Below are 24,345 nucleotides of genomic sequence, written 5' to 3' on the forward strand. Positions count from 1 at the left end.
GTTTTTAGAATCCAACGTTAAGGGTTAAGGTGTACTGTCTGGTAATGGGGTAAGCTACCCCTCCGGATCTGAAAAACTCTGGGTCTTGTCCGTTGAGTGCAGAGTCAGAATATATAAGGAAAGGGTTGGTGGTCTGAAAGCGGAGCAAAAAGGTACGCATTCCCATTTTCTCTGTAAGACTTCGAGGGAAAGTGTAGGTAAGAGCAATATTTTTCATTCGTACGAATGATCCGTCCACAACCCTTTCCGTAGAATAATTGTAGGCATTATAGGCTCTGGACAGGTCCCTGTCGCTCCCGGTTTCGCTAAAATTCTGGAGTGTACGGCCATCCGGGAGTACCGGTATACTGGTCGTATTTTCATCTCCCGGGATAAGCCACCTGTTTTTGAATTCCCCGGGAAATACGGAGAGATCGTTATACGAAGAGGAGTATACAGGGGTTAACCTTATCTTGTTTCCCGCCTGCATGGTGATCAGCGAACTTAATTCCCAGTTTTTCCATTTCAATGTGTTCGACAATCCTCCGGTAATGTTGGGTTCAACAGGTCCTTCATATTTGAGGTACTTCAGGATGTCCTGGGTTTCCTGAAAATTAGCATCTCTCAGGGGGTCTCTGTCGTCGTGATAATGGTATGTCGGAAGTCCGCTTTCATCCAGTCCGGCAAAATCAAAGGAGTAAATGGAATTTCGTTGTCGCCCGACTACATTTCCTCCTACATCGCGAACCAGGTTGAATACGGAAGATTCGTTCTGAAGCCTGGTGATTTCCTGGTTAAACCAGGCAAAGTTTACCGTTGAAGTCCATTTAAAGTGGTCACTGCTGATGTTGTTGGTGCGGAGCGCGACTTCTATTCCCCTGGTCAGCATATCGGCATTGTTGGCCAGCTTGTATGCCTGGCCTCCTATGCCTGTGGTTCTTACATAATCAATAAGATCGAATGATCTCTTACGGTATACATCTACTGTCAGTGAAACATCATTATTCAGGAAACCTATATCCAGGCCGATATTGGCCTCGTACAGTTTTTCCCAGGTGAGTTCACTGTTTTCGAGTTCTTCTATATTGATTACATTTTCCCTGTCGTCTGCGTTGAACCTGTTGGTGATTTCATTCCGGAAAATGGCCAGGGCATTACTGGCAGATCCCAGTCCGGCAACCAATCCGTAACCTGCCCTGAGAGACAGGTTGGAGATCACATTCGAATCTTGCAGGAATTGCTCGTTGGAAACGTTCCATTTACCACTGATGTTCCAGGTGGGCAGCCATCGGGCACTTGTAGCCCTTCCCAGTTTGTTGGACCCTTCATAGTTCCCGGTGGCGCTGATCACATAACGGTTGTCAAAGGCGTAGGTGCCCTGCATAAAAAAGGCAATTCCCCTTTCACGGTCTTCGGTCTTTCCGAAATAATCGAGATTGTCGATGATGTTTTTTTGCAAGATCCTGTAGTTGGTAAAGGGAATCCCTCCCCGGGTATACTGGTACCCGAAACCGGTAAAGAAGTTATTGTCCCGGTCGGTATGCCTGTATTCCTGGCCCAGATACAGCTTCAGGTCGTGTTTGTTGTCGAAAGTTTTGGAGAAATCCAGTGCATTCCTGAAGTAAAAACTCTGTAAATTGTCTTCATTCTTATTGTAGATACCTCCGTATGGCAGTGCGACCTGGGGGAGTGATGTGGGATTGTCCGGATCTTTAAAAAGAAAAATGTTCTGGTCGGCTACCACTTTGGTCTCATTAGCCCTGTACGCTGCAGCAACATTGGAGTTTTCCGTGATATTGTGCTCCTTGCTGCTTTTTACATAGCGCACAGAGCCCAGGAAGCTGTATTTCAGGTCATTGTTTAATTTTATCTGGAGATCACCCTGAAGCTTGAGATCGAGTACCTGGAGATCGGTAGTATTGTTCTTCTGCTCGTTGATAATATTGAAGGGAGCCCAGTTAAACCTGTAGTATTCCAGGTTCCCTTCGCTGTCTTCGGGCCGGAGTGTACGGCTTGTGTTCAACGCATAGCTGAAAGGATTGATATCGAAATTCCGGGTATACTCCCCGTCTACCGTATTGGTCTGCCTGTTATAGGTACCTGGCGCTTTCTGCTCTCTTATGGAACCCTGAACGAGAAGTCCGGCAGTGACCTTGTCGGATAAGTAATAGGTATTCCGGATATTACCGGTAATCCTTCTTATCCGGTCTGCAATACTCCATCCGGGATCGGAAAAATATCCTATGGAAGCGTATTGGGAAGAACTCTCTCCTCCTCCTGAAAAACTCAGAGTATGATTTTGGGTGGGTAATGACCTGAACAGCACCTTGAACCAGTCGGTATTGGCCATTTCGTATTGTTGAAGAAATCTGTTCCTGGCCTCGGGGGTGTTTACCAGTCCGAAACCGTCTTCCGAATCATAGTTGTTGATCGCCCGGTACATGATATTATACACACCTCCGTATCTTCCCTGTGTGGTAGGGGCCAGCCTTAAAAAACCCTTGCCTTCCATTTCCTTGTATACGGCCATGGTCTCCTGTGAGTTGAGGAGGTCGTATTCTGAATACCGGGGGATGCTTCTGACGGTGTATTCCCCCTGGTAGGTTACCGTACTCTTGGTGTTTTTCTTTCCCCGTTTCGTCGTGATGATAACTGCCCCGTTAAGTGCCCTGGCACCGTAAAGGGAGAGGGCCGAGGCGTCTTTGAGGATTTCTATGGTTTCAATGTCGTTTGCATTCAGTCCTGCAATGGCTGAACTCACCAGGGTTGCGGCATCGCCGGAAACCAGCTGGTCAAAAGACAGGTTGACGATCTCTTCCTGTACGGCCCCGTCTACCACCCAGAGGGGTTTGGTATCCCCGAATATGGACGACCCGCCCCGTATGGTGATTTTGGGCGCTGCCCCGAAGGTACCGGTCACGTTCTGTACATTGACCCCCGCGGCACGCCCTTCCAGCATCCGGCCCACATCGATAATACCGTCTATTTTCATTTCCTCCGCCTTGATGGTCTGGGAGGCCCCGGTAAAGACCTTTTTGTCGATGTCCTGGTAACCGGTAACTACAACACCCTCCAGTTCGGCAATATCTTCTTCGAGACTTACATTGATCTCCTCACCTTCTACGGTAACTTTGCGGGTTTTCATCCCCACATACCGGAATTCCAGAATATCTCCCTGCTGGGCCAGGATGGTATAATTACCGTTAAAATCGGAAGTAACCCCGTTGGAAGTACCTTCTATGATAACGGTTACCCCGGGCAGGGGAACACCCTGTGCATCGGTAACCGTACCGCTTACCTGAAGCTGCTGGCCCGGGGCCGATGCAGTATCCTGCTCCCGGGAGGGCAGGTGTTTCATCAGGTATATTCGTTTGCCCCGGATCTCAAAGGTTACCGGAAGGTTTCCGAAGATGGCATTCAGGGCTTCTTCGATCAGGGCATCCTTTACGTGAACGGAAACTTCGCGGTCGGGATCGAGAACATCTTCCCGGTAAAAAAAACTATAGCCTGTCCTGGCCTTGACTTCAGACAGTACATTCTTGATGGGAACGTTGTCCAGGGCAAGGTCTACTTTCTGTCCGTACCCCGTATGGGCTATGATCTGAAAGACAGAAAACAACGCAAAAAATAGTGATAGCTTCACTTTCAGGTATTTTATTTTCATAACTTTGAAAAGCTCTTTTAATGGTTTCGTGTGCAATTGTAAATCGTTGATCAGAGTGTAGGGAAATGTTGGCGCATTTCCCTTTTTTTATCGGTTCAGTTTTTTGTCATGGACATGTCGGTTTTAATGGTTTATATTTATTTGAAGATCGTCCGGAAAGCCGTCGTGGCAGGGGTGTATGTTATTTTTTTATGGTGACCAGGTCGTCTTTCAGGGTATATTCGAAAAATTTGATAATGGTAAAAGCCTTCAGTACATCTTCCACGCTTTCGGTAGCGATGTTAAAGTCTCCGTAAAAGCGTACATCGTTGAGTTCCCTGTTTTCATTTGCGATCCTTACCCCGTAACTGCGTTCTATTTTTTTGATGACCTCCGAAAAAGGTTCATCGATAAACACAAGCCGGTTCTCGGTCCAGGCTACATCATTTTCGATATCTATATCGGTGACCCGTATATTGTGACTCTCACTGTCATACGAGGCGGCTTCCCCGGGAGCGATGGTTACCGGTTCGGGTGATGATGCGGAGCTCACCTGTACCGCTCCCTCCTGCAAGGATGTTTTCACCAGCCGGTCTTCCTGATATGCCCTTACATTAAAGCGGGTACCCAGTACCTGTACGGTAACGCCGCTGGCATACACCCTGAACGGAAGGTCCGGGTCTTTGGCCACGGCAAAAAAACCTTCTCCTTCCAGGTAGACCTCCCTGGATTCCTGGCGGTCGAAACTGACGGGAAATTTCAGTGTGGAACCGGAATTCAGGAATACCTCGGTGCTGTCGGAAAGCAGGACGCTGAACCTCCTGCCTTTGGGAACGGTGAGTTCGTTGTAGGCCAGGCCGGGAGTCTCATGCCTTTTTTCCTTGCTGTAATTGATCCGGTTGTTCCGCTGGTTGATCACGATTTTTCCCCGGGGGTCCCTGATATTGTCGCTGCGCTCCGTCCGGAGTTCCTTAAGGGTACCGTCGCTGAGCCTGAGGGTTACGGGATCGGGGGTGTAATCGAGCCTGTTTTCTACAGTACCGGTATACAGCGTATACCATATTCCCAGAGCAATGACCAGTACAGCGGCATATGGGAGCCATCGTCCGGGCCGGAAGCGATAACCGGATCGTCGGGTCTTTTTCAATATGGTATGGAGTTGTTCCGGCCCCGGTTTTCCCCCGCTCCATAATTCGGTAGTATAATCCTGCCGTACGAACTCCTTGAAATACGCTTCGTTCTTTTTGTCTTCCCGGAGCCATTGTTCCAGGCTGTCCAGTTCCTCATTACTGATGGTATTGTTTAAATATTTAATTATTATATTCTCCATAAAATTTCTAAAAATGGGTATGGGTTTTAGGCTATGACTTAAAAATGAAGCAAAACCCTTAAAAAATTTTATTTTTTTTTAATCTTTGTCGAAAAGTGGAGGGTGATACCCTTTCCCGGATTGTTCTCCATACCTGCTTATGGAATGCCGGGAAAGCCCTTTTAGTAATGATGTCCCCGTGGTTTCTGAATGTGCGGAAATTTTTGCACATTTTGGTTTGGCAAAAAAATTAGACAAATGAAAGGAAAGACGAAATTACATTCCTTTTTGGCCCGTGGAGACGAGGACTCCTTTACAGCGGTGTTTCACAGTTATTACGGTCCGCTGTTAGCTTATATCACCACATATACCCGCGACCGTAATCTTGCGGAAGACATTGTGCAGGCGAGTTTCGTGATCCTCTGGGAAAAGAGGAAAAAGCTCGATGTTCACACTTCCCTCAAAAGTTATCTGTACCGGACGGCCTATAACCTCTTTGCAGATGAGTATAAGGAGGCCCGCAAGACCAGTGATTACCTGGAGGGACTCAGGAAAGAGGCCCTGGAAGAAGTAGATGACCTGGGTGAAGAGGAGCTGTTGCGGCAGGTAAAACTTCTGGAAGAAGCCATTGCGGAACTCCCTTCGAAATGCCGTAAAATATTTGAAATGAATAAGAAAGAAGGCCTGTCTTATAAGGAGATTGCCGGCAGGCTCGGGATTTCGGTCAAAACCGTGGAAGCCCAGTTGCGTATTGCCATTATAAAGATCAGAAAAAAGTTGAGGGGCACCCCGCGGATTCTCCTGCTTATCCTGAAGAGAAAAAAACTTTTTTCCGGAGTTCTTCACGCGTCCTAATATCGTTTTTAACACGTTGTCTTTCCCGGCACCGGCCTCCCTGATATCCGGTATTTTCAGGTGTTTTGGCCGATATGTGCGTATAAGGGAACAGAAGGTGTACAGAAGTTTTATATTTTTGCATCCGGTTACGGGAAAGATATTTTTTTATATAAGAACACATTCACGTTCTGATTTTTTATATGTTATGGAACAAGTGGCAAACGAAGAGAAGTACAGGTTTGAGGCCCCGGATCACCGGGTGAACAGTCCGGATAACGGGCAGTTGATAAACCGGCTGGAAGAGACCGGGTTTTCAAAAAAACAGGTTGACGAGGGGCGGGATTACTGCTATTTTCTGGACAAGGTATTTTATACCGATGATGAGAAGGAGTCCGATTACGTCTGTATGGCCTATACGCTGAACGAACCTGCCAACCTGGAACAGGCTTCGGCCTATGACATGGTACTGGAGGATAATGAGACTTACCTGATACACCGCATCAGTGTGTACCGTGACGGACAGCTGGTCGACAAGATCCCCGATACCACCATAAAGGTACTGGACGAGGAAAACCGGAGCGGGGCGGGCATACTGAACAGCACCAAGAAGATCAATGTGACCATACGTGATTTACGGTTGTACGACATCCTTATCCTCGAGGATTCGAGAACCAAGATATTTACGGATAACGACTTTCTGCGCAGGGAATACTGCCGGTACCTGTGGTTCGGTTCCAACAGTTACTGGGCATACGGGAAGTACCATTTCCGCTTTGTCAATAACAGGAAAAGCCCGGTGGTGTATAAGGAGAACTTTTTCCGGGATGAGGAAGGCAGGGTACAGTCCGGACATACGGATACGCTCCAAAGCGGGGAAACCTATGAGCTTGTGAGGGAAAACTATATCAACCCGACCGACAACAACAGGCAGATAGCCCCGTTTGTAGATTTTGCCACGGAGAGCGACTGGAAGTCGCTTTCAGACTATATGTACCCCTTTTACGAAGAGGTATGGCAAAGAGAACCGCTCGGGTCTTTTGCCCCGGATCTCGCCGGGAAACTCGATGCGATGGCCACGACAGATGAGCGGTTGCAATATGCGCTGGACTTTGTGCAGAACCATGTGTATTACGTGTACAACGCCTATGAAATGAACGGGCATAAACCGCAGGCCCCTTCGGTGACCTACAGGAACAGGCAGGGCGACTGTAAGGCAAAGACCATGCTGCTCAAGGTTATCCTGGATTACCTGGGCATAACCTCGTCCATTGCCCTGGTAAACTACAATACCGATTTCTATTTTAAGTATTACCTGCCTTCGCTGCTCTCTTTTAATCATGTGGTGGTTAAAATAGACTATCAGGGGGCCACCTATTTTGTGGATGCTACCATGCGGGACGATTTTGGCAGGATAGAACACCGGAATTTTATAAACTTCCTGTATTACCTCGAGATAAAACCGGGACAGGAGCTGGCGCAGCGGGAACCTCACCGTTACCCGGAGTTCTGTATTGACGAGAAAATAGATATTGGGGTGGAAGGCAATACGGGGACGCTCAATGTTACCTCCGTCTTCCGGTATAACCGGGCCAACAATATCCGGAGGTATTTTAAAAACACCAACAAGCGGGAGATCGTCGATAACTGGAACAATATCATGTTCCACAACCTCAATTACAATAACGACCGCAACCAGCTCGATCCCAGGCAGGTATTCGGAGATGCCGCCATAGCCATCGTCAGGGACGACAAGGAGCTCAACGAAGTTACGGTGCACTATTCCGCGACGATAGAAAACCCTTATTTTACCGATAGCAGGGGCAATCGTTTTTTAATGTATTTCGACAGGAATGTCGTTAAGAATGTTGCCCGGGATTATCTCCACGAAGATATCACCTTCTGGCACAGCTTCGACAGCGAACGCTACGAGATACATCTCCGTACCGATCAGAAGATCGATATGCAGGAGAAATATACGGTACAGGAGAGTTCCGTAGACAACAAGTATTTCACCTATCAAAGCCGTAAAAAAATCACGAAAAACGGCGGGTCGGTATATATAGAATACCATCCGCTGGCAAACCAGGAGATCCCTTTTGAAGATTATGAAACCTTCCGGGATGCACATCACCTTATTGCCGACAGTAATTTCGGGCTGGGCATCGATATCCTGGAACCGGGACTGCTCAACCGGTTAAAGTACAGCCTGAGGAAAAATTTCGGGTAGTTTTTTTAATGTGATAATGTGCCAATGTGATAATGTGGTAATACGGGTTTGGGATGTTAGGGGGGGAAAGTCCCTGCCTTTTCTGTGGATATACGGATGTGTTAAAAAAGGGATTGTTATGCCCTGAAATTTTGCCGGTTTTATTCTACGGACTATTTTTGCAGGGTGTCCAGGATTAGTATTTACATACTCGTATTCGTATTGAATATGAACAACTGCTTTTTTCAGCAATTGTTCAAGGTTCCTGTCCTGATCCAGCATTATACGGAACATCAGCAGAAATACCAGCTCGACTTTGTCGATTTTCTGACTATGCATTACTGGGGGCACGACCTGGATGACGACGATGATGACCGCGATATGCAGCTTCCCTTTAAGCAGGTAGATTACGGCGCTGCACATACCATATATATCCCCGTCAAGTCTTTTAGCTTAAATTGCTTTGTTCCGGATATTCCCGGATGTAAGGCAAACGGGAGGAATAAACTGTATCCCGATCCGAATCCGGGAGAACTCTTCAGGCCTCCAATGGCATAACTTCTTCATATTTGATTTTTATTTTCAGGTAACGGGATGTCTTTTCCGAAAGGGTAATTACAGATCCGTTCGGTCAGGAAGTATACTGCTTTTTATACCCGGGCATCAAAATATGCGACGGATGTGAAAAAGGAATCCCCGTTACCGATATTTTAAATGATTAATGCAATGAAGTTATGCTCGATAAAATTATTCGGTTTTCCGTCAGGAATAAATTAGCTATAGGTTTGTTTATCCTGCTCTGGATTGCCTATGGCATCTACCAGGTTACCCGCCTTCCCATAGATGCGGTTCCCGATATTACCAACAACCAGGTACAGATTATTACCACTGCACCTTCCCTGGGAGGGGAGGATGTGGAACGCCTTATTACTTTTCCCATAGAACAGGCCCTGAGCAATATACCCGGGCTTCAGGAAAGCCGGAGTATTTCCCGCTTCGGATTATCGGTAGTCACCGTAGTATTTGACGAAGATGCCGATGTATACTGGGCCCGGCAGCAGGTAGCGGAACGGCTCCAGCATATAGAGATCGCGGAAAATGCCAATACGCCCGAAATGACCCCGGTAACTACCGGACTGGGAGAGATTTACCAGTACGTATTAAAACCGGAACCCGGCCATGAACATCGTTTTTCGCTTACGGAACTCAGGACCATCCAGGACTGGACCGTAAAACGGCAGTTGCTGGGCACTCCGGGGGTAGCCGATGTATCTACTTTCGGAGGCAAGCTCAAACAGTATGAGGTTGCTGTCGATCCTTCGAGGCTGCAGGCACATGATCTTACCATCAGTGATGTTTTTAACGCCCTGGGCCGCAGTAACGAGAATACCGGCGGCGCGTATATAGAAAAAGGACCGTCTGTATTGTATATACGGAGTATGGGGCTGGCCGGGTCTATGGAGGATATCGGTCATATTGTGATCAAGAATACTTCCTCCGGCACCCCCGTACTGGTAAAACATGTCGCCGCAGTTTCGGAATCTTCTGCGATCAGGTATGGTGCGCTGACCACCGATGATACCGGTGAAGCTGTGGGAGGTATCGTAATGATGCTCAAGGGGGAAAATGCCAATGAGGTGATCACTCACGTAAAACTGAGGGTGGAAGAAATACAGGGAATGCTGCCGGAAGGATTGAAGATAGTTCCCTTCCTGGACCGCACCAAAATGGTGGATAATGCCATAGGTACGGTAGAAAAGAACCTGCTGGAAGGAGCTCTTATCGTTGTGCTGGTCCTGGTGCTTTTCCTCGGTAATCTCAGGGCAGGATTTATTGTGGCATCGGTAATTCCGCTGTCTATGCTTTTTGCCATAAGCATGATGAACGCTTTTGGGGTAAGTGGTAATCTTATGAGCCTCGGTGCACTGGATTTCGGCCTGATCGTGGACGGGGCCGTAATTATTGTAGAGGCTATCCTGCATCACTTGCATAGCTCTTCAAAATACAAAGGGACCATAGCGGCAGAGGATATGGACAAGGAAGTTTCGGGGGCTGCTTCAAGGATGATGAATGCCGCTGTATTCGGGCAGATTATCATTCTGATCGTCTATCTGCCCATCCTCTCCCTTCAGGGTATAGAAGGTAAAATGTTTAAACCCATGGCACAGACAGTGGCTTTTGCCATTCTGGGAGCTTTTATCCTGTCACTGACCTATGTGCCTATGGTTAGTTCCCTGTTTATAAGCCGGAAAATCAAGGATGTTCCCAATCTGTCTGACAGGGTGATGGCACGGTTGGAAGGTTTTTATGAAAAGTGGTTGTTAAAAGCCATGAAGATGCGCACGGGAATTATTGTGGTGGCCCTGCTGTTATTCGGTATAGCTTTCTGGATGTTCAGCAGGATGGGAGGAGAGTTTATACCACAGCTGGAAGAAGGAGACTTTGCCGTGGAAACCCGTTTGTTGCTCGGTACCAACCTTACCACTACGACGGCTACCATACAGAAGATATCTTCCGGACTGCGTGAAAAATACCCCGAAGTGGAACAGGTAGTGTCCCGTATCGGGAGTGCGGAGATCCCTACCGATCCCATGCCTATAGAAGGGGGAGACATGATTGTGGTATTGAAGGATAAATCGGAATGGACCAGTGCCTCTTCTTTCGAGGAGCTGGCCGGGAAAATGGCGAGGACAGCCCGGGAGATAGCGCCCGGGGTGACTACCGGTTTCCAGTTTCCGGTGCAGATGCGGTTTAATGAACTTATGACGGGGGCCAAGCAGGATGTGGTCTGCAAAATATACGGGGAAGACCTCGACAAGCTTGCGGCCTATGCTGAAAGACTCGGGGATATAAGCCGCACTGTAAGCGGGACGGCAGACCTCTATGTTGAGAAAGTTACGGGAATGCCCCAGATCGTCATAGACTATCACTGGGCGGAGATGGCAAAATACGGGCTTTTTGTACAGGACATCAACCGTACCGTAAACGCTGCCTTTGCCGGAGCAGTGGCAGGGACCATTTATGAAGGGGAAAAACGTTTTGACCTTGTGGTACGACTGCAAGACGAGAAGCGCCGTCGTGTGGAAGATGTAAAGAATTTGCTGGTGGCTACACCTTCGGGTATGCAGGTACCGCTTTACCAGGTGGCGTCGGTGTCGGAAGTGGAAGGTCCTAACCAGATTCAACGGGAAAATACCCGGCGCAGGATCATTGTCGGTTTTAATGTGAGGGGACGTGATGTGGAAAGCCTGGTTGCGGAATTACAGGAAAAAGTGACCGGTGAAATGAAACTCGATCCGGGGTACTACATTACTTACGGAGGTGCCTTTGAGAATCTGAAGGCAGCGAAAAGCAGGCTGGGACTGGCGGTTCCCGTGGCACTCCTTATGATATTTGCCTTGTTGTACTTTGCCTTTGGCGCTTTTAAGGAAGGGATCATCATTTTTACAGCCATTCCCTTATCGGCCATAGGGGGCGTCTTTGCCCTTGGGCTCCGCGATATGCCGTTCAGCATATCTGCCGGGGTAGGGTTTATAGCGCTTTTCGGTGTGGCAGTACTCAACGGTATCGTATTGATATCGGAATTTAACCGTATCCGGAAACAGGGTGATATCACAGACCCGCTTCAGATTGTTCTGAAAGGGACCAGGACACGACTCCGGCCTGTACTTATGACTGCCGCAGTGGCCTCCCTGGGGTTCTTGCCCATGGCCCTGAGCAATGGTGCGGGTGCCGAAGTGCAACGTCCCCTGGCAACGGTGGTCATAGGCGGACTTATATCGGCTACTTTTCTCACGCTGTTTGTCCTGCCGGCTATTTATCTTATGACCTATAATCTTAACAGTAAACCCGGAATAAAAAGGGGAAAAAAGTCCCTGATATTGTTTTTGCCGCTGTTGCTGACCCCCATAGCGGGGTTGTTTGCCCAGCACGATAATGCACTTCCCCTGGAAGAGGCGGAAAATCTTGCACTATCCAATAACCGGAGAATGCAGGCAGTCAGGCATGATGAAAATGCTGCCGGCCTGAAAACCGGGGCGGGATATACGGTTTCCAAAACGGTCGTGGATATGGATTACGGGCAGTTCAACAGTACATATAAGGATACCCGGTTCGGTATCAGCCAGACTTTTGAATTTCCAACGGTATACACACGTCAGAGAAAGACATATGACTGGGAATACAAGGTGGCCGGGGTACATACCAGGCTGGCGGAAGCAGATATAAAGGCTGCGGTGCGGATACTGTATTATGAATGGTTATGGTTGCATGGCAAGGAAGAACTCCTGCATTACGCCGATAGTATATATCGTGAAATGGAAGAGAAATCGCGATTGCGATTTGAGTTCGGGGAAACAGACATCATGGAAAAAAGTGCGGCGGAATCATCCCGGCAGTTCTACACCAACCAGCTGAATATGATCCGCCGGGATATGGAGGTGGTAGAAAATTCTTTTAATGCCCTGATACAGGACAGTATCCGGTATGTTCCCCGGGTAGAAAATATCAAAGCCAGCCGTTTTGTGCCCGATCGGGTAGAGACAGACAGTGTACCGGCGGTACAGCTCGCCGCATACGAGGCGAAGGCGGCCGGATGGAGATGGAAAACAGAGCGCGCCCGCCTGTTGCCTGATATTACCCTGGGATATAACAACCTCAGCATAATGGGGATGTATACTCCATCCGGTGGGGAAGAAGTTTTTTTGGACCGGGGACACCGGTTTGATTATATCAGTGCCGGGCTTAGCATACCGTTGTTTTTTGGAAGCCAGAAGGCCAAAGCCCGTGCGGCAAGGGCGGAATGGGAGGCTTATAACTCAAGGGCCGAAGAGGCGAGAATTGAAATGATCGCCAGGACAGACAATGCCTATAAGGAGTTGTATAAATACGAGGAAAGCCTGGAATATTTCGAGAATCGGGGACTGGCAAATGCAGGGGATATACTTGATGCTGCCAACCGGAGATTGAGCAGCGGGGATATAGATTATCTGAAATGGGTTTTACTGGTCAACCAGGCCATAGCGATCAAAAATGACTATCTCGACACCGTAAATAATTATAATAAGGCAGTGATCGACATACTTAAACTCAATAATAAATAACGATGAACAGTATATATATAACAGCAGGCATCCTGGTATTGTCTCTTTTGGGAGCCTGTAGCGAAAAAAAAGTAGAAAGAACCTCACGGCAACAGGAAAAAGAAAATGACAGCCTGATTGTACTGAGCCCGGAACAGGCGAAAAATGCCGGAATAGAGACGGGACATCCGCAGGAAAAAGAACTCAGCCGTACCATTCGGCTGTACGGTACGGTAACGGTATCTCCACAGCACATGATAGGGATTACTTTCCCTTTGGGAGGATATGTACGCGAGGTAAAAGTAGTGCCCGGGATGAGAGTGGGTAAAGGAGACCGGCTGGCAGTACTGGAAGACCTGCAATATATACAATTGCAGCAGGATTATCTCAATGCCAGGGAAAAGTATTCCCTGGCCGAAAAGACATACCGGCGCTATAAAGAACTTAACCGTACCAAGGCCAGCAGTGATAAATTACTGGAGCAGGCAGAAACAGAAAGGGAAACACAGCGGATAAACATGGCCTCCCTTGCACAGAAACTCCGGCTTATAGGGGTTGCTCCTGATCGGTTATCAGCTTCCGGAATACAGCGGTCGGCACCTGTCCGGGCCCCGGAAAGCGGCGTAGTTACCAAGGTTAATGTACATTCAGGGAAATATGTGGCTTCTTCGGAAACCCTTTTCGAAATCATCAATACGGATGATATTATGTTGACATTCAAGGTATTTGAAAAAGATGTCTCTTTGCTGAAAGAAGGGCAGGAGATTGCCGTATACTCCAATAATAATCCGGAAAAAAAGTATAAGACAACGATCGCTTATCTCAATAGAAGTTTTGACCGGGACCGTGCTGTTGAAGTCATTTGCCGGATGCCGGAACAGCAGGAACACGATCTGTTACCGGGTCTTTTTGTCAATGCCGACCTGGCTGTAAAAAGCGTTCGCAGCCTGGTATTGCCGGAAGAGAGTGTAGTGAGCTGGAAAGGAAAGAGCTATGTATATCTGGCTAAAGGAAATTATTTCGAAATGGTTCCCGTAACTACGGAAATTGTACAGGATGGCTGGCAGCAGGTTTCTTCCGAAAAACTTTCCGACCGCTCCGAAGTGGTGGTGAAAAATGCTTATGCCCTGCTTATGAAAGCCATGAACAGGGAAGAAGAGTAGTGACGATATAAAGAAAAAAGTTTACGGGATACCGGTAATTTTCAGTCTGTCGTACCGGCAGGCCGGGTACAAAATAATTGTCTGGCAGGAAATTTGTGTGGTAATCGGGGAATTCTGATCATTAAAAGATCAACGGTTTGGCGTATCTTTGTGATGGTCAGCAGATAAAATTACGGAAGATGAAATATGTAATGAAAACAGCGGCCTGGGTGGTCGTTCTTACCGGTATGGCTGTAATGCTCCCGGCCCGGGGCATAGCGGGAAAAGATAACCCCGGGGATACGGGTGGAATGCTGGCGGACAGGGATACGGCAACCTTTGCGGCGGGATGTTTCTGGTGTGTGGAAACACAGTTCGAGCAACTTAAGGGAGTCAGGAAGGTGGTTTCGGGATATACGGGAGGTACGGTGGCAGACCCTACCTATAAACAGGTCTGTACCGGTACCACCGGGCATGCGGAAGCCTGTAATATCGTATATGATCCGGCGGTGATCAGTTTTGACGAACTCCTGGAGGCCTTTTTTGTCGCTCACGACCCTACCCAGCGCAACAGACAGGGGAATGATGTCGGTACGCAATACCGTTCTGCGGTTTTTTATCACAGTGCGGCGCAGAAGCAGAAGACAGAATACTATATCAGAAGATTAAACGAGGAGAAAGCCTACGACAGCCCCGTGGTTACCGAAGTTGCTCCGTATACCGTGTTTTACGAAGCCGAGGATTACCACCAGGATTATTACGACCAGAACAGGTCGGTACCTTATTGCCAGTACGTCATACAACCCAAACTGGAAAAATTCAAAAAGGTTTTTAAAGACAAATTAAAACATTAAATTGTAGCGGTATGTCGATGAGGAAGATGATAACCACCACGGCATTGATGATATGCGTGATCAGTGCGATGGCACAAAAAGGAAAAAACATGGATACAAAACACGAGAACAATCCCTATTATTCCCGAACCGATACCTCTCACCTGGAGGTGAGCAATGCGGAGTGGAAGCAGATCCTCTCCCCGGAATTGTATTATGTGGCCCGGGAGCAGGGTACGGAAAGGGCATTTACGGGAAAATACTGGAATACCGAAACCAGGGGTACCTATTACTGTGCCGTATGCGGGAACCTGTTGTTCCGTTCCGATGCCAAATTTGCCAGTAGTTGCGGATGGCCCAGTTTTTTTGAAACGGAGAGGGAGAACAGTGTGATCTACAAGGAAGACCATTCCCACGGTATGCACCGTGTCGAAGTGGAGTGTGCCCGGTGTAATTCACACCTGGGACATATTTTCGACGATGGCCCGCCTCCTACCTACAAACGGTTCTGTATGAATTCCGTATCCCTGGATTTCGAACCGGATGCTTTGTAGTTGGTTGTTGGAATGACAAAGCCCTGTCATTCAGAGCGGAGCGCAGCGGAGTCGAAGAATCTCAACCCCGGATCAAAGGAAATTCAACAACAGTACCGAAAGCCCGGAGATTCCCTGCCTGCCGGCAGGCAGGTTCACTGCGTTCTGAATGACATTTTTTGACAACTAAGAACTAACAACTAAGAACTACAAACTAATAACTCCATTATACGGTAGCACTGAAAAGGCGGGTATCCGGTTTTTTGCGTTGTAAGCGCAGGTCAAAGGCCATGCAGATATTGCGAACAAAGGGCTTTCCGGCCGGCGTTATCCGTATGCCGTGATCCAGAATTTCCACCAGGCCGTCCCGCACGGGTTCTTCCAGCCGCTCCACGATATATGCGAGCTGCGGAAGCCGCATGGCGGGTGATTCCCACGAGGTCCGGAAAGAGCACATCAGGTTCAGGATGTGTTTCCTGATCACCAGGTCTTCTTTATTGAGCAGGTGCCCCCTGAGCAATGGCAGCACGTCATTGTTTACCAGGGAAGTGTATTCTTCCACGCTTTTTACATTCTGGGCAAATCCGCTGCCGCTGTCGCTGATGGCCGATGCCCCGAGCCCTATAAGCAACGGGGTGTCCGTAGTAGTATACCCCATAAAGTTCCGGTGCAGGCTGCCGTTTTTCGCAGCCTTGAAAAGCTGGTCGCCTTCGAGGGCAAAATGGTCCATACCTATTTCTGCATATCCCGCGGCTTCCAGCATATGTCTCGCCGTTTCGTAGAGTATCCTTTTTTCCTTTCCGGAAGGGAGGTCGCCTTCGTTAAAACCCCGTTGCCCGTTGCCCGGTAACCAGGGCACATGGGCATAACTGTACAGGGCGATACGGTCCGGTTTCAGAGCTATGGTCTTTGCGGTGGTATCCCTGATATCTTCAAGGGCCTGGAAAGGCAGTCCGAATACCAGGTCGTGCGACACCGAGGAGAAACCCGATTCCCTGGCCTGCCGGGTGATGCTTCTCACCGTGTCGAAAGACTGTATCCGGTTTATGGCCTTCTGAACATGAGGTGCATAATCCTGTATCCCGAAACTTACCCGGGTAAACCCGAGGGCATGCAGTGTATCGAGATGTGCTTCGGTGGTATTGTTGGGGTGCCCTTCGAAGCTGAATTCAGCCTCCGGTGTTCTTTCGGCATATCTGAAAATACCTGTTATCAGTTGTTCCAAGTGTTCCGGGGAGAAAAAGGTAGGAGTGCCCCCTCCGAGGTGCAGTTCCCGTATCCGGGGAATGCTTCCCAGCTTTTCCGCATAGAGCTTCCATTCCTTTAAAACCGTCTCTATATAGGGTTCTTCCACTTCATGGCGCCTGGTGATCCGCTTGTGGCATGCACAGAACGTACACAGGCTTTCGCAGAACGGAAGGTGAATGTAAAGGCTGATCTCCCTGGAATGATCCTTGTTTAAGAACGCTCCCTTTACCGAGGATATCCAGTCCCGGCACGAAAAGCTTTCAGGAACCCAGTAGGGCACTGTGGGGTAACTGGTATACCTGGGGCCCGGAATATCGTATTTTCGGAAAAGGGAGTCGCTCATAGGTTTTTGGATTTGTGACAAAGCTATGGGGATGGATCGGGACAAAATATGATATTGATCAGTTTTGGTAAAAATCTGTCCTTCGGTCCGGAGGCCCTCCTTAACCTTCCCGCCCCGGTCTTTATACGCCGGAACCGGTAATCGATGTATCCGTATTGTGTATTGTTTGATAAAAACCGGTTCAGGATGAATTTTTAATATATAATTATATCTTTTTGTGTTTTTTATTCCGGGTTTTGTGTTTTTATGTGCTAATAGGATAATATAGTGTAATCATCGGGTAATATTCGGATAAGTTCCTGTAGCCATAGCATATAATTTTACAAGTGTTAAATAAACACTATATTCTTTTTTACTGTAAATGAACTTTTTACAATGCAGGCATACAGGAGAATGTACAAAATTAACCGGTAAAATTTTATTTATGAAACACAAGAATCAACCTGGAATGAGTGTCAGTATCAGCAATTATACCTTGTGCTGTACACTGTTTTTTTTATTATGTACGCTGTGGTCCTTTGCGCAGGAAATTAAGGGTACGGTAACGGATGGGGCCGGGATTCCCATTGCCGGGGCATCCGTACTTGAAAAGGGAACAACCCATGGGGTGGTCACCGATTTTGACGGGAATTTTGAGATAGTGTTAGCCTCCGACGATGCTGTTCTTGAAGTGTCGTATATGGGGTTTAAGACTACCGAGGTCAATACGGAGGGCAGAGCAGTAGTGCAGGTGATACTGGAAGAGGACCTTCAGGAGCTGGACGAGGTGGTGCTTATCGGTTTCGGGACCCAGAAAAGGGGCGATGTTACCAGCGCGGTGGCCTCGGTAAAGTCGGAAGATTTTATACAGGGGAACGTCAGGGACGCAGCGCAGCTTATTCAGGGAAAAGTAGCGGGGTTAACGGTATCGACACCATCCGGAGACCCGACGTCCGACTCACAGATCAAGTTACGCGGATTGTCTTCGCTTACAGGGGGGACGGACCCGCTTGTTCTCATAGACGGAGTTCCGGGAAACCTGAATACCGTGGCTCCCGAAGATATCGAGTCCGTAGATGTACTTAAAGACGGCTCGGCTACGGCGATATACGGAACGCGGGGAACCAACGGGGTTATTATTATTACTACGAAAGGGGGAAATTATAATATGAAACCTACCATAGAATACAACGGCTACCTTTCCATGTCGGCCATAGCGAGAAAGCTCGATTTTATGGATGCTTCGGACCTCAGGAAAAGATGGGGAGAAGGATATGAATTTAACGGTGCCAATGTGGAAGATTTCGGGGCAGATACCGACTGGCTCGATGAAATTACCCGCAACGCATTTAGCCATGTTCACAACCTGACCTTCAGGGGAGGGAATGAGCAGACCAGTGTAACGGCTTCTTTAAACTACAGGGATATCCAGGGGATATTCCTGAAATCCGATAATAAAAAATATACGGGCAGAATAAACGTGGGGCACGCCATGTTCGACAATAAACTGAAAACCAATCTTGGGGTTATTGTCAGTGAACAGACCTATAATGCTTTGGGAGATGGCACCAGTTTCAATCCGTATATCTACAGGCAGGCACTGATCAGGAACCCTACCGAACCGGTCAGGGATGCTGAGGGCAACTGGTTTGAGCGTGACGTTTATTTTTATGATAATCCTGTGGGCTATATAGAAGAAACCATAGGAGAAAACAGGTATAGGAATATGCGTTTTGATTTTAGTGTGAGCTATGATATAAATGAACATTTTATTGTGAAAGGCTTGTACACCAGGAAAGGAAATTCCAATATCCGCGGGTTTTATCAAACAAAAAAACACGTCAGCACCGTGAAGTACGGGCAGGATGGATTTGCTTCGCGGGGAACTGACGATTATACGGGTAATTACGGGCAGGTAACGCTGGATTACAATCAGTCCTTTGGAAAACACAGGGTAACGGGTTTACTGGGATATAATTATGAAGATAACACCAATGAAGGGTTCTGGGCCAATAACCGGCGTTTTTCAACAGACGGTTTTACCTATAATAACATAGGAAACGGCCAGGGACTGGAACTGGGAGAGGCCGGAATGGGGAGCTATAAGGATTCGGATAAGCTGATCGCCTTCTTTACCCGGATCACCTATAACTTTGACGACCGTTATTTGCTGCTGGCCAGTTTGAGAAGAGAAGGTTCCTCCCGTTTTGGTGCCAATACCAAATGGGGTTATTTTCCGGGTGTTTCCGTTGGATGGCGTATCAACAGGGAGTCTTTCCTGGAACATAATAAATGGATGTACGATCTTAAACTCAGGGCAGGATTCGGGATCACCGGAACCAATGCCGGGGCTAATTACGAATCGCTCAGCGGACTTACCTATGGAGGGTATTTTTTTAATAACGGAAGCTGGGTGCGGGAACTGGTGCCGGCCAGGAATGCCAATCCGGACCTTAGGTGGGAGAAAAAGGAAGAGCTCAATTTCGGCCTGGATTACGGTTTCCTCGATGGCAGGATAAGCGGGACCATCGATTATTACAGCAGGAAGACCAAGGATGCACTGTATAATTATGATGTGCCTACCCCTCCTTATTATTACGGTTCCATACTGGCCAATGTCGCACAGATAAAAAATTCGGGACTGGAGGTATTGCTGAACGTGATTCCGGTAAAGACCGATACTTTTGAATGGACGGCCGGTATGACGTATTCCACTAATTCGAATAAAATCGTTTCTCTGTCGAATGATCAGTTTCAGCTGACCAATGATTTTTTTGATGAGGGGTATGCCAGCGAACCCATACAGGTAAGCACACACCGCATACAGGTAGGCCAGCCCATAGGCAATTTCTTCGGGTGGAAGAGCGTGGATATCACCGACGATGGTATCTGGCTGATCGAGACCCCGGACGGGGAGATAAAGCCGGCAACCGAAACGACCACAGATGACAGGCAGGTGCTTGGTAACGGCCTCCCCAAATCGTATTTCAGCTGGAACAACTCGGTAAAATATAAAAACTGGGACCTCAATGTCAATATGAGAGGGGCATTCGGGTACCAGATCCTCAACTTTTCAAGGATGTATTACGAAAACCCCACAGTAGATTACAACACGCTGAACACGGCCTATGACCCGGTCTACGGAAAAGCGGTTCTCAGTGATGTGCAACGACTTGTGAGCTATTATGTGGAAGACGGTGATTTTCTGAAAATAGACAATGTGACCATAGGATATACCGTGCCCGCATCATTGCTCAAATTTATTCAGAATTGCAGGATATATGCCTCCGGGATCAACCTGGCTACCATTACCGGGTATAAGGGAATCGATCCCGAGGTCGATCGGGACGGCCTTGCTCCCGGTAACGATGAACGGGACAAATACCCGTCTGTAAGAACATTCACATTGGGAATAAATCTAACCTTTTAATACCAGCATATCATGAAAACAAAACATATAGCCCCGTTCAGGTTAAAATTATGGGTATACGGTCTTACGGTCGCAGTGTTTCTGGCTGCATGTACCGATCTCTCCGAAGAAGTTTTCTCCGAAGTCACGGAAGATTCCTTTATTCCGGCTGATTCCGATGTCATAGCACTTATGGCCTCGGCATATACTCCGTTGCGTTTTGTCATGGACTGGCAGGGGTATTTCGACCTGCAGGAAGAACCGGCAGATGTTATTGTGACTCCTACGCGCCCCAACGGATGGGATGACGGGGGAATCTATAAAAGGATGCATTTTCACACCTGGACGAATACGGACTGGCAGCCCAGGAATACCTGGATTACCTGTTTTAACGGGATAAACAATATAAACAGGGTTATCCTGCAGATTACTTCGGGCGAATACCCTGTAGACGAAAGCCAGGTAGATTATATTATGGCGGAAATGAGGGGCTTACGGGCCTTGTATTATTCCATACTGATCGATACTCATGGCAATGTACCCGTCATATCCGATTATACTGCAGAACTGCCGGTACAGCATACGCGGGAGGAGGTATACGATTTCATAGTCTCTGAACTCACCGAAGTTATTCCGCTGCTTACCGATGTGGTAGACCAATCCACTTACGGACGTATGACCCGCTACGCAGCATGGCACGTACTGGCGAGGTTATATCTCAATGCCGAAGTGTATACGGGGACACCGCAATGGGATCAATGTATCGCTGCCTGTGATGAGATCATCAATGACGGGAAATTCAACCTTTCCGAGAATTACAGGGCTATTTTCAGTACAAATAATGAAGACAACCCCGAAATGGTTTTTGCCATCCCTTACGATCGTATTTACGCACCGCAATGGGGAGGTCACATGAAAATGCTTCTCCCGGATCACAGGTATGTATTCGGTATGGAAACACAACCCTGGGGAGGTTCGGGGGCCAACCCACAGTTTATAGACAGTTATCACCCGGAAGACAACCGTCTGAAAGATACCTGGCTTATGGGAGATCAACTCAATGCGAGTGACGGCACTGTGGTGATGACGTTGACCAAAGACATGCCCAGTATTTATGACTGCGAATTCACCGAAGGGTTCCGGTGCGGGAAATATGAAATCGAGGAAGGGGCCACAGGATCTCTCAGCAATGATTTTCCCTTTTTCAGGTATACCGATGTACTGATGATGAAAGCCGAATCACTGTTGCGCACCGGGGAAAGTGCTGCCGCTGCACAGATAGTGACCGATGTGAGGAGGCGCTCTTTTGACAATCCGGCCGATGCAGAGGTTACCGGTACGGAACTGGAAGGGAATACGAATATGGCCTATGGTACCCTGGCCGTGGATGGCAGTATTGATGATCCGGGAGATCAGTCTCTGGTGCCTTACGGCCGTTTCCTGGATGAGCTGGGCTGGGAATTTGCCTGTGAAGCAAGGCGGAGGACAGACCTGATCAGGTTCGGGGTGTACCAAACCAAAAACTGGTATAACCATACCCCGAAGGGAGCACATACAGCCCTTTTTCCCATCGGGTATGAAGAGTTGAATACCAATGCCAATCTCAGGCAGAACCCGGGGTACTGAACGTGATTTTCAGGAATATAAAAGGCGGATGCAACAGGGCATCCGCCTTTATTATTTCTGGTGCTGCATCCTGTACTGTGTAGGGGTAACCCCTTTCAGTTCTTTGAATTTCCGGTTAAAATTGGTGATATTCTGAAACCCGCACATTTCCGACACGATGGCTACGGGCATTTCCGGGTTGCGGTAGAGTAACTTACAGGCGTGTTCGATACGTATTTCAATGAGAAACTGGAAAAAAGTCTTGTTGGTCCGTTTTTTGAAATACCTGCAAAAAGCATTCTTGCTCATGTTGGCCTTCCGGGCTATGGTATCCAGCGAAATCACCTCGTTAAAGTGCTGCATGGCATGATTGAATACTGCATTCATCCGCTTTCCTTCGTCATCGGTATATTTTTTCCGGTATACAAAGGAAGAGAGCGCCTGTTTATCTGCAATGATAATGAGGTGTATGATCTTGAGGAGTGTTCCGATACGTGAAATTTTGCCCTGTCCTTTGAGCTTGTTAAAATGTCTCACGATCTTTTTCCTGTCAGACAGTACCGTGATCCCGTATTCCGATTCCTTGAAAAAGGTTTCGGTCCCGGCCATATCCGGGATGGTGAAAAATTCCCTGCCGAAAGAATTTTTGGCGAAAAAAAGCGTGTACATTACGGAACGGGGGGCAGCGTTAATATCACTTTTGAACACATGGGGGATGTTCTCACCGATCACGAGAATATCGCCGGCCTGATAGTGATTTATGGTGTCTCCCACAATGAGCGAGCCGGCGCCCTCCACGATATAGCTGATCTGTATTTCCTCGTGCTGGTGGAGCTGGTCATAAAATACGGTTTCGCAGTCCTCCTGGTATACCAGGGCTTCCTGCTCCGGTTTGGGTATTTTAAATGGCAGTACTTTCAAATGGTGCTGGTTTTTACTCATTAAGTGAGATTTGAAACGCTCCGACGCTTGCGTTGAAATTTTTTTTCGGGTTTCCCATGTATGCCTCATGGGTTTGCCCCGAGCTTGTTGACTCATCGGGTGCGGTTAAAAATATCCTGATCCCTGCGCCGGAATATGTATCCGGTATTCCGGAACACAGGCCTAACGGGCTTTCTGCCTGGGATTATCGATTAAATTTACTAATAAAATACAAATAGTTGCTTATATATGGTAATATAGTGTAAGTATACGCTAATAATGGTGAATTACCACGCCATTATTAACTATAATTTTGTTTAAAAATCAATCGATATGGCAATTCAATGGCAAGGCGTAATGCCGGCAGTGACTACCAAGTTTACAGCAGATGACAGGCTGGACATGGTAATGTTTGAAAAAAATGTAAAAGCACAACTGGAAGCAGGCGTAAACGGGATCATTCTCGGGGGAACCCTCGGGGAAGCCAGTACGCTGACACAGGAGGAAAAGGAGACCCTGATCAGGGAAACCCTCGAAATCGTGGAGGGAAAGGTGCCGGTGATCATTAATATTGCCGAGCAGAGTACCCGCGATGCAATAGCAGTGACCAGGAGAGCCGAGGCATTGGGTGCGGACGGACTCATGGTACTCCCGCCCATGAGGTACAGGTCGACCGACAGGGAGACCGTAGTTTATTTCAGGGAAGTGGCAGGAAATACCGGTTTGCCGGTCATGATCTACAACAACCCGACAGACTATAAGATAGAGGTTACCCTGGATATGTTTGCGGAACTGCTGGAACTGGACAATATCCAGGCCGTGAAAGAATCTACCCGCGACATTACCAATGTGACCCGTATTCGCAATCGTTTCGGCGATCGCCTGAAAATACTTGGTGGGGTAGACACCCTGGCATTCGAAAACCTGGTGGCCGGGGCAGATGGCTGGGTGGCCGGCCTGGTTTGCGCCTTTCCTGCAGAGACCGTGGCTATATACAAGCTGATCAAGGCGGGAAGGATCCGGGAGGCCCTGGATATATACCGCTGGTTTATGCCCCTGCTGGAACTCGACATAACACCCCAGCTGGTACAGAACATCAAGCTGGCGGAAGTAGCTACCGGCATCGGTACCGAAAATGTGAGGGCACCCCGGTTACCCCTCGAAGGAGCGGAACGGGAAAGGGTACTGGATATTATAGATACTGCCTTGAAAAACAGGCCGGAACTTCCCGAATACAAGAATTTGGCACTTGTTTAAACAGTTGCTTATAACCCTAA

At 48.0% G+C, this 24,345-nt stretch carries 14 protein-coding genes; 10 read left to right on the forward strand and 4 right to left on the reverse strand.

Annotation, left to right across the window (positions count from 1 at the left end):
* Positions 1–4 precede the first annotated feature (4 nt).
* Complete coding sequence (locus DN748_RS17650; protein ID WP_410528321.1) at positions 5–3,643, reverse strand: SusC/RagA family TonB-linked outer membrane protein; 3,639 nt, start codon at positions 3,641–3,643, stop codon at positions 5–7.
* Between the two features lie 181 nt (positions 3,644–3,824).
* A complete protein-coding gene (locus DN748_RS17655) occupies positions 3,825–4,952 on the reverse strand; it encodes a FecR family protein (protein WP_112373160.1) in 1,128 nt (375 codons plus the stop codon).
* Between the two features lie 237 nt (positions 4,953–5,189).
* On the opposite strand from DN748_RS17655, the gene DN748_RS17660 reads away from it, so the two are divergent.
* The 7 genes from DN748_RS17660 to msrB all read left to right on the forward strand — a co-directional run bounded on the left by DN748_RS17660 (position 5,190) and on the right by msrB (position 15,584).
* Positions 5,190–5,786, forward strand: coding sequence for an RNA polymerase sigma-70 factor (locus DN748_RS17660; protein ID WP_161554600.1), 597 nt, complete (start codon positions 5,190–5,192; stop codon positions 5,784–5,786).
* Positions 5,787–5,973: 187 nt separating this feature from the next.
* Positions 5,974–7,995 carry a DUF3857 domain-containing protein gene (locus DN748_RS17665; protein ID WP_112373191.1) on the forward strand — a complete coding sequence of 674 codons (2,022 nt, stop codon included), beginning with the start codon at positions 5,974–5,976 and terminating at the stop codon, positions 7,993–7,995.
* A 207-nt stretch (positions 7,996–8,202) separates the two neighbouring features.
* Entirely contained in the window at positions 8,203–8,532 is a 330-nt protein-coding gene (locus DN748_RS17670) for a hypothetical protein (protein WP_146746644.1), read from the forward strand.
* A gap of 176 nt (positions 8,533–8,708) precedes the next feature.
* Positions 8,709–13,076 carry a CusA/CzcA family heavy metal efflux RND transporter gene (locus tag DN748_RS17675; RefSeq protein ID WP_112373163.1) on the forward strand — a complete coding sequence of 1,456 codons (4,368 nt, stop codon included), beginning with the start codon at positions 8,709–8,711 and terminating at the stop codon, positions 13,074–13,076.
* Between the two features lie 2 nt (positions 13,077–13,078).
* Positions 13,079–14,218 carry an efflux RND transporter periplasmic adaptor subunit gene (locus DN748_RS17680; RefSeq protein ID WP_112373164.1) on the forward strand — a complete coding sequence of 380 codons (1,140 nt, stop codon included), beginning with the start codon at positions 13,079–13,081 and terminating at the stop codon, positions 14,216–14,218.
* 179 nt (positions 14,219–14,397) lie between these two features.
* Positions 14,398–15,051, forward strand: coding sequence for a peptide-methionine (S)-S-oxide reductase MsrA (gene msrA / locus DN748_RS17685; protein ID WP_236636914.1), 654 nt, complete (start codon positions 14,398–14,400; stop codon positions 15,049–15,051).
* Between the two features lie 68 nt (positions 15,052–15,119).
* Positions 15,120–15,584, forward strand: coding sequence for a peptide-methionine (R)-S-oxide reductase MsrB (msrB, locus tag DN748_RS17690; protein WP_236636916.1), 465 nt, complete (start codon positions 15,120–15,122; stop codon positions 15,582–15,584).
* A 205-nt stretch (positions 15,585–15,789) separates the two neighbouring features.
* Here msrB and hemN read toward each other — a convergent pair whose 3' ends face one another.
* Positions 15,790–17,154, reverse strand: a complete 1,365-nt coding sequence (gene hemN, locus DN748_RS17695; protein ID WP_112373166.1) for an oxygen-independent coproporphyrinogen III oxidase — start codon at positions 17,152–17,154, stop codon at positions 15,790–15,792.
* A gap of 424 nt (positions 17,155–17,578) precedes the next feature.
* Between hemN and DN748_RS17700 the strand changes: the two genes are divergently transcribed.
* Together DN748_RS17700 and DN748_RS17705 are read left to right on the forward strand one after the other, a co-directional pair.
* Positions 17,579–20,563 (forward strand): SusC/RagA family TonB-linked outer membrane protein, encoded by a 2,985-nt coding sequence (locus DN748_RS17700; RefSeq protein ID WP_112373167.1) that lies wholly within the window; start codon positions 17,579–17,581, stop codon positions 20,561–20,563.
* Positions 20,564–20,575: 12 nt separating this feature from the next.
* Positions 20,576–22,168: a RagB/SusD family nutrient uptake outer membrane protein gene (locus tag DN748_RS17705; protein WP_112373168.1), complete on the forward strand. Its 1,593-nt coding sequence runs from the start codon at positions 20,576–20,578 to the stop codon at positions 22,166–22,168.
* Between the two features lie 51 nt (positions 22,169–22,219).
* Here DN748_RS17705 and DN748_RS17710 read toward each other — a convergent pair whose 3' ends face one another.
* A complete protein-coding gene (locus DN748_RS17710; protein WP_112373169.1) occupies positions 22,220–23,068 on the reverse strand; it encodes an AraC family transcriptional regulator in 849 nt (282 codons plus the stop codon).
* Between the two features lie 333 nt (positions 23,069–23,401).
* Here DN748_RS17710 and DN748_RS17720 point away from each other — a divergent pair, with 333 nt between their 5' ends.
* Positions 23,402–24,325, forward strand: a complete 924-nt coding sequence (locus tag DN748_RS17720; protein WP_112373171.1) for a dihydrodipicolinate synthase family protein — start codon at positions 23,402–23,404, stop codon at positions 24,323–24,325.
* Positions 24,326–24,345: the final 20 nt, after the last annotated feature.

The organism is Sinomicrobium soli (assembly GCF_003285545.1).
GTDB lineage: Bacteria > Bacteroidota > Bacteroidia > Flavobacteriales > Flavobacteriaceae > Sinomicrobium.

Excerpts from the sequence above, each read along its gene's own strand:
- DN748_RS17650 (WP_410528321.1), bottom strand. The coding sequence starts at position 3,643 with ATGAAAATAAAATACCTGAAAGTGAAGCTATCACTATTTTTTGCGTTG.
- DN748_RS17655 (WP_112373160.1), bottom strand. The coding sequence starts at position 4,952 with ATGGAGAATATAATAATTAAATATTTAAACAATACCATCAGTAATGAG.
- DN748_RS17660 (WP_161554600.1), top strand. The coding sequence starts at position 5,190 with ATGAAAGGAAAGACGAAATTACATTCCTTTTTGGCCCGTGGAGACGAG.
- DN748_RS17665 (WP_112373191.1), top strand. The coding sequence starts at position 5,974 with ATGGAACAAGTGGCAAACGAAGAGAAGTACAGGTTTGAGGCCCCGGAT.
- DN748_RS17670 (WP_146746644.1), top strand. The coding sequence starts at position 8,203 with ATGAACAACTGCTTTTTTCAGCAATTGTTCAAGGTTCCTGTCCTGATC.
- DN748_RS17675 (WP_112373163.1), top strand. The coding sequence starts at position 8,709 with ATGCTCGATAAAATTATTCGGTTTTCCGTCAGGAATAAATTAGCTATA.
- DN748_RS17680 (WP_112373164.1), top strand. The coding sequence starts at position 13,079 with ATGAACAGTATATATATAACAGCAGGCATCCTGGTATTGTCTCTTTTG.
- msrA (WP_236636914.1), top strand. The coding sequence starts at position 14,398 with ATGAAATATGTAATGAAAACAGCGGCCTGGGTGGTCGTTCTTACCGGT.
- msrB (WP_236636916.1), top strand. The coding sequence starts at position 15,120 with ATGGCACAAAAAGGAAAAAACATGGATACAAAACACGAGAACAATCCC.
- hemN (WP_112373166.1), bottom strand. The coding sequence starts at position 17,154 with ATGAGCGACTCCCTTTTCCGAAAATACGATATTCCGGGCCCCAGGTAT.
- DN748_RS17700 (WP_112373167.1), top strand. The coding sequence starts at position 17,579 with ATGAAACACAAGAATCAACCTGGAATGAGTGTCAGTATCAGCAATTAT.
- DN748_RS17705 (WP_112373168.1), top strand. The coding sequence starts at position 20,576 with ATGAAAACAAAACATATAGCCCCGTTCAGGTTAAAATTATGGGTATAC.
- DN748_RS17720 (WP_112373171.1), top strand. The coding sequence starts at position 23,402 with ATGGCAATTCAATGGCAAGGCGTAATGCCGGCAGTGACTACCAAGTTT.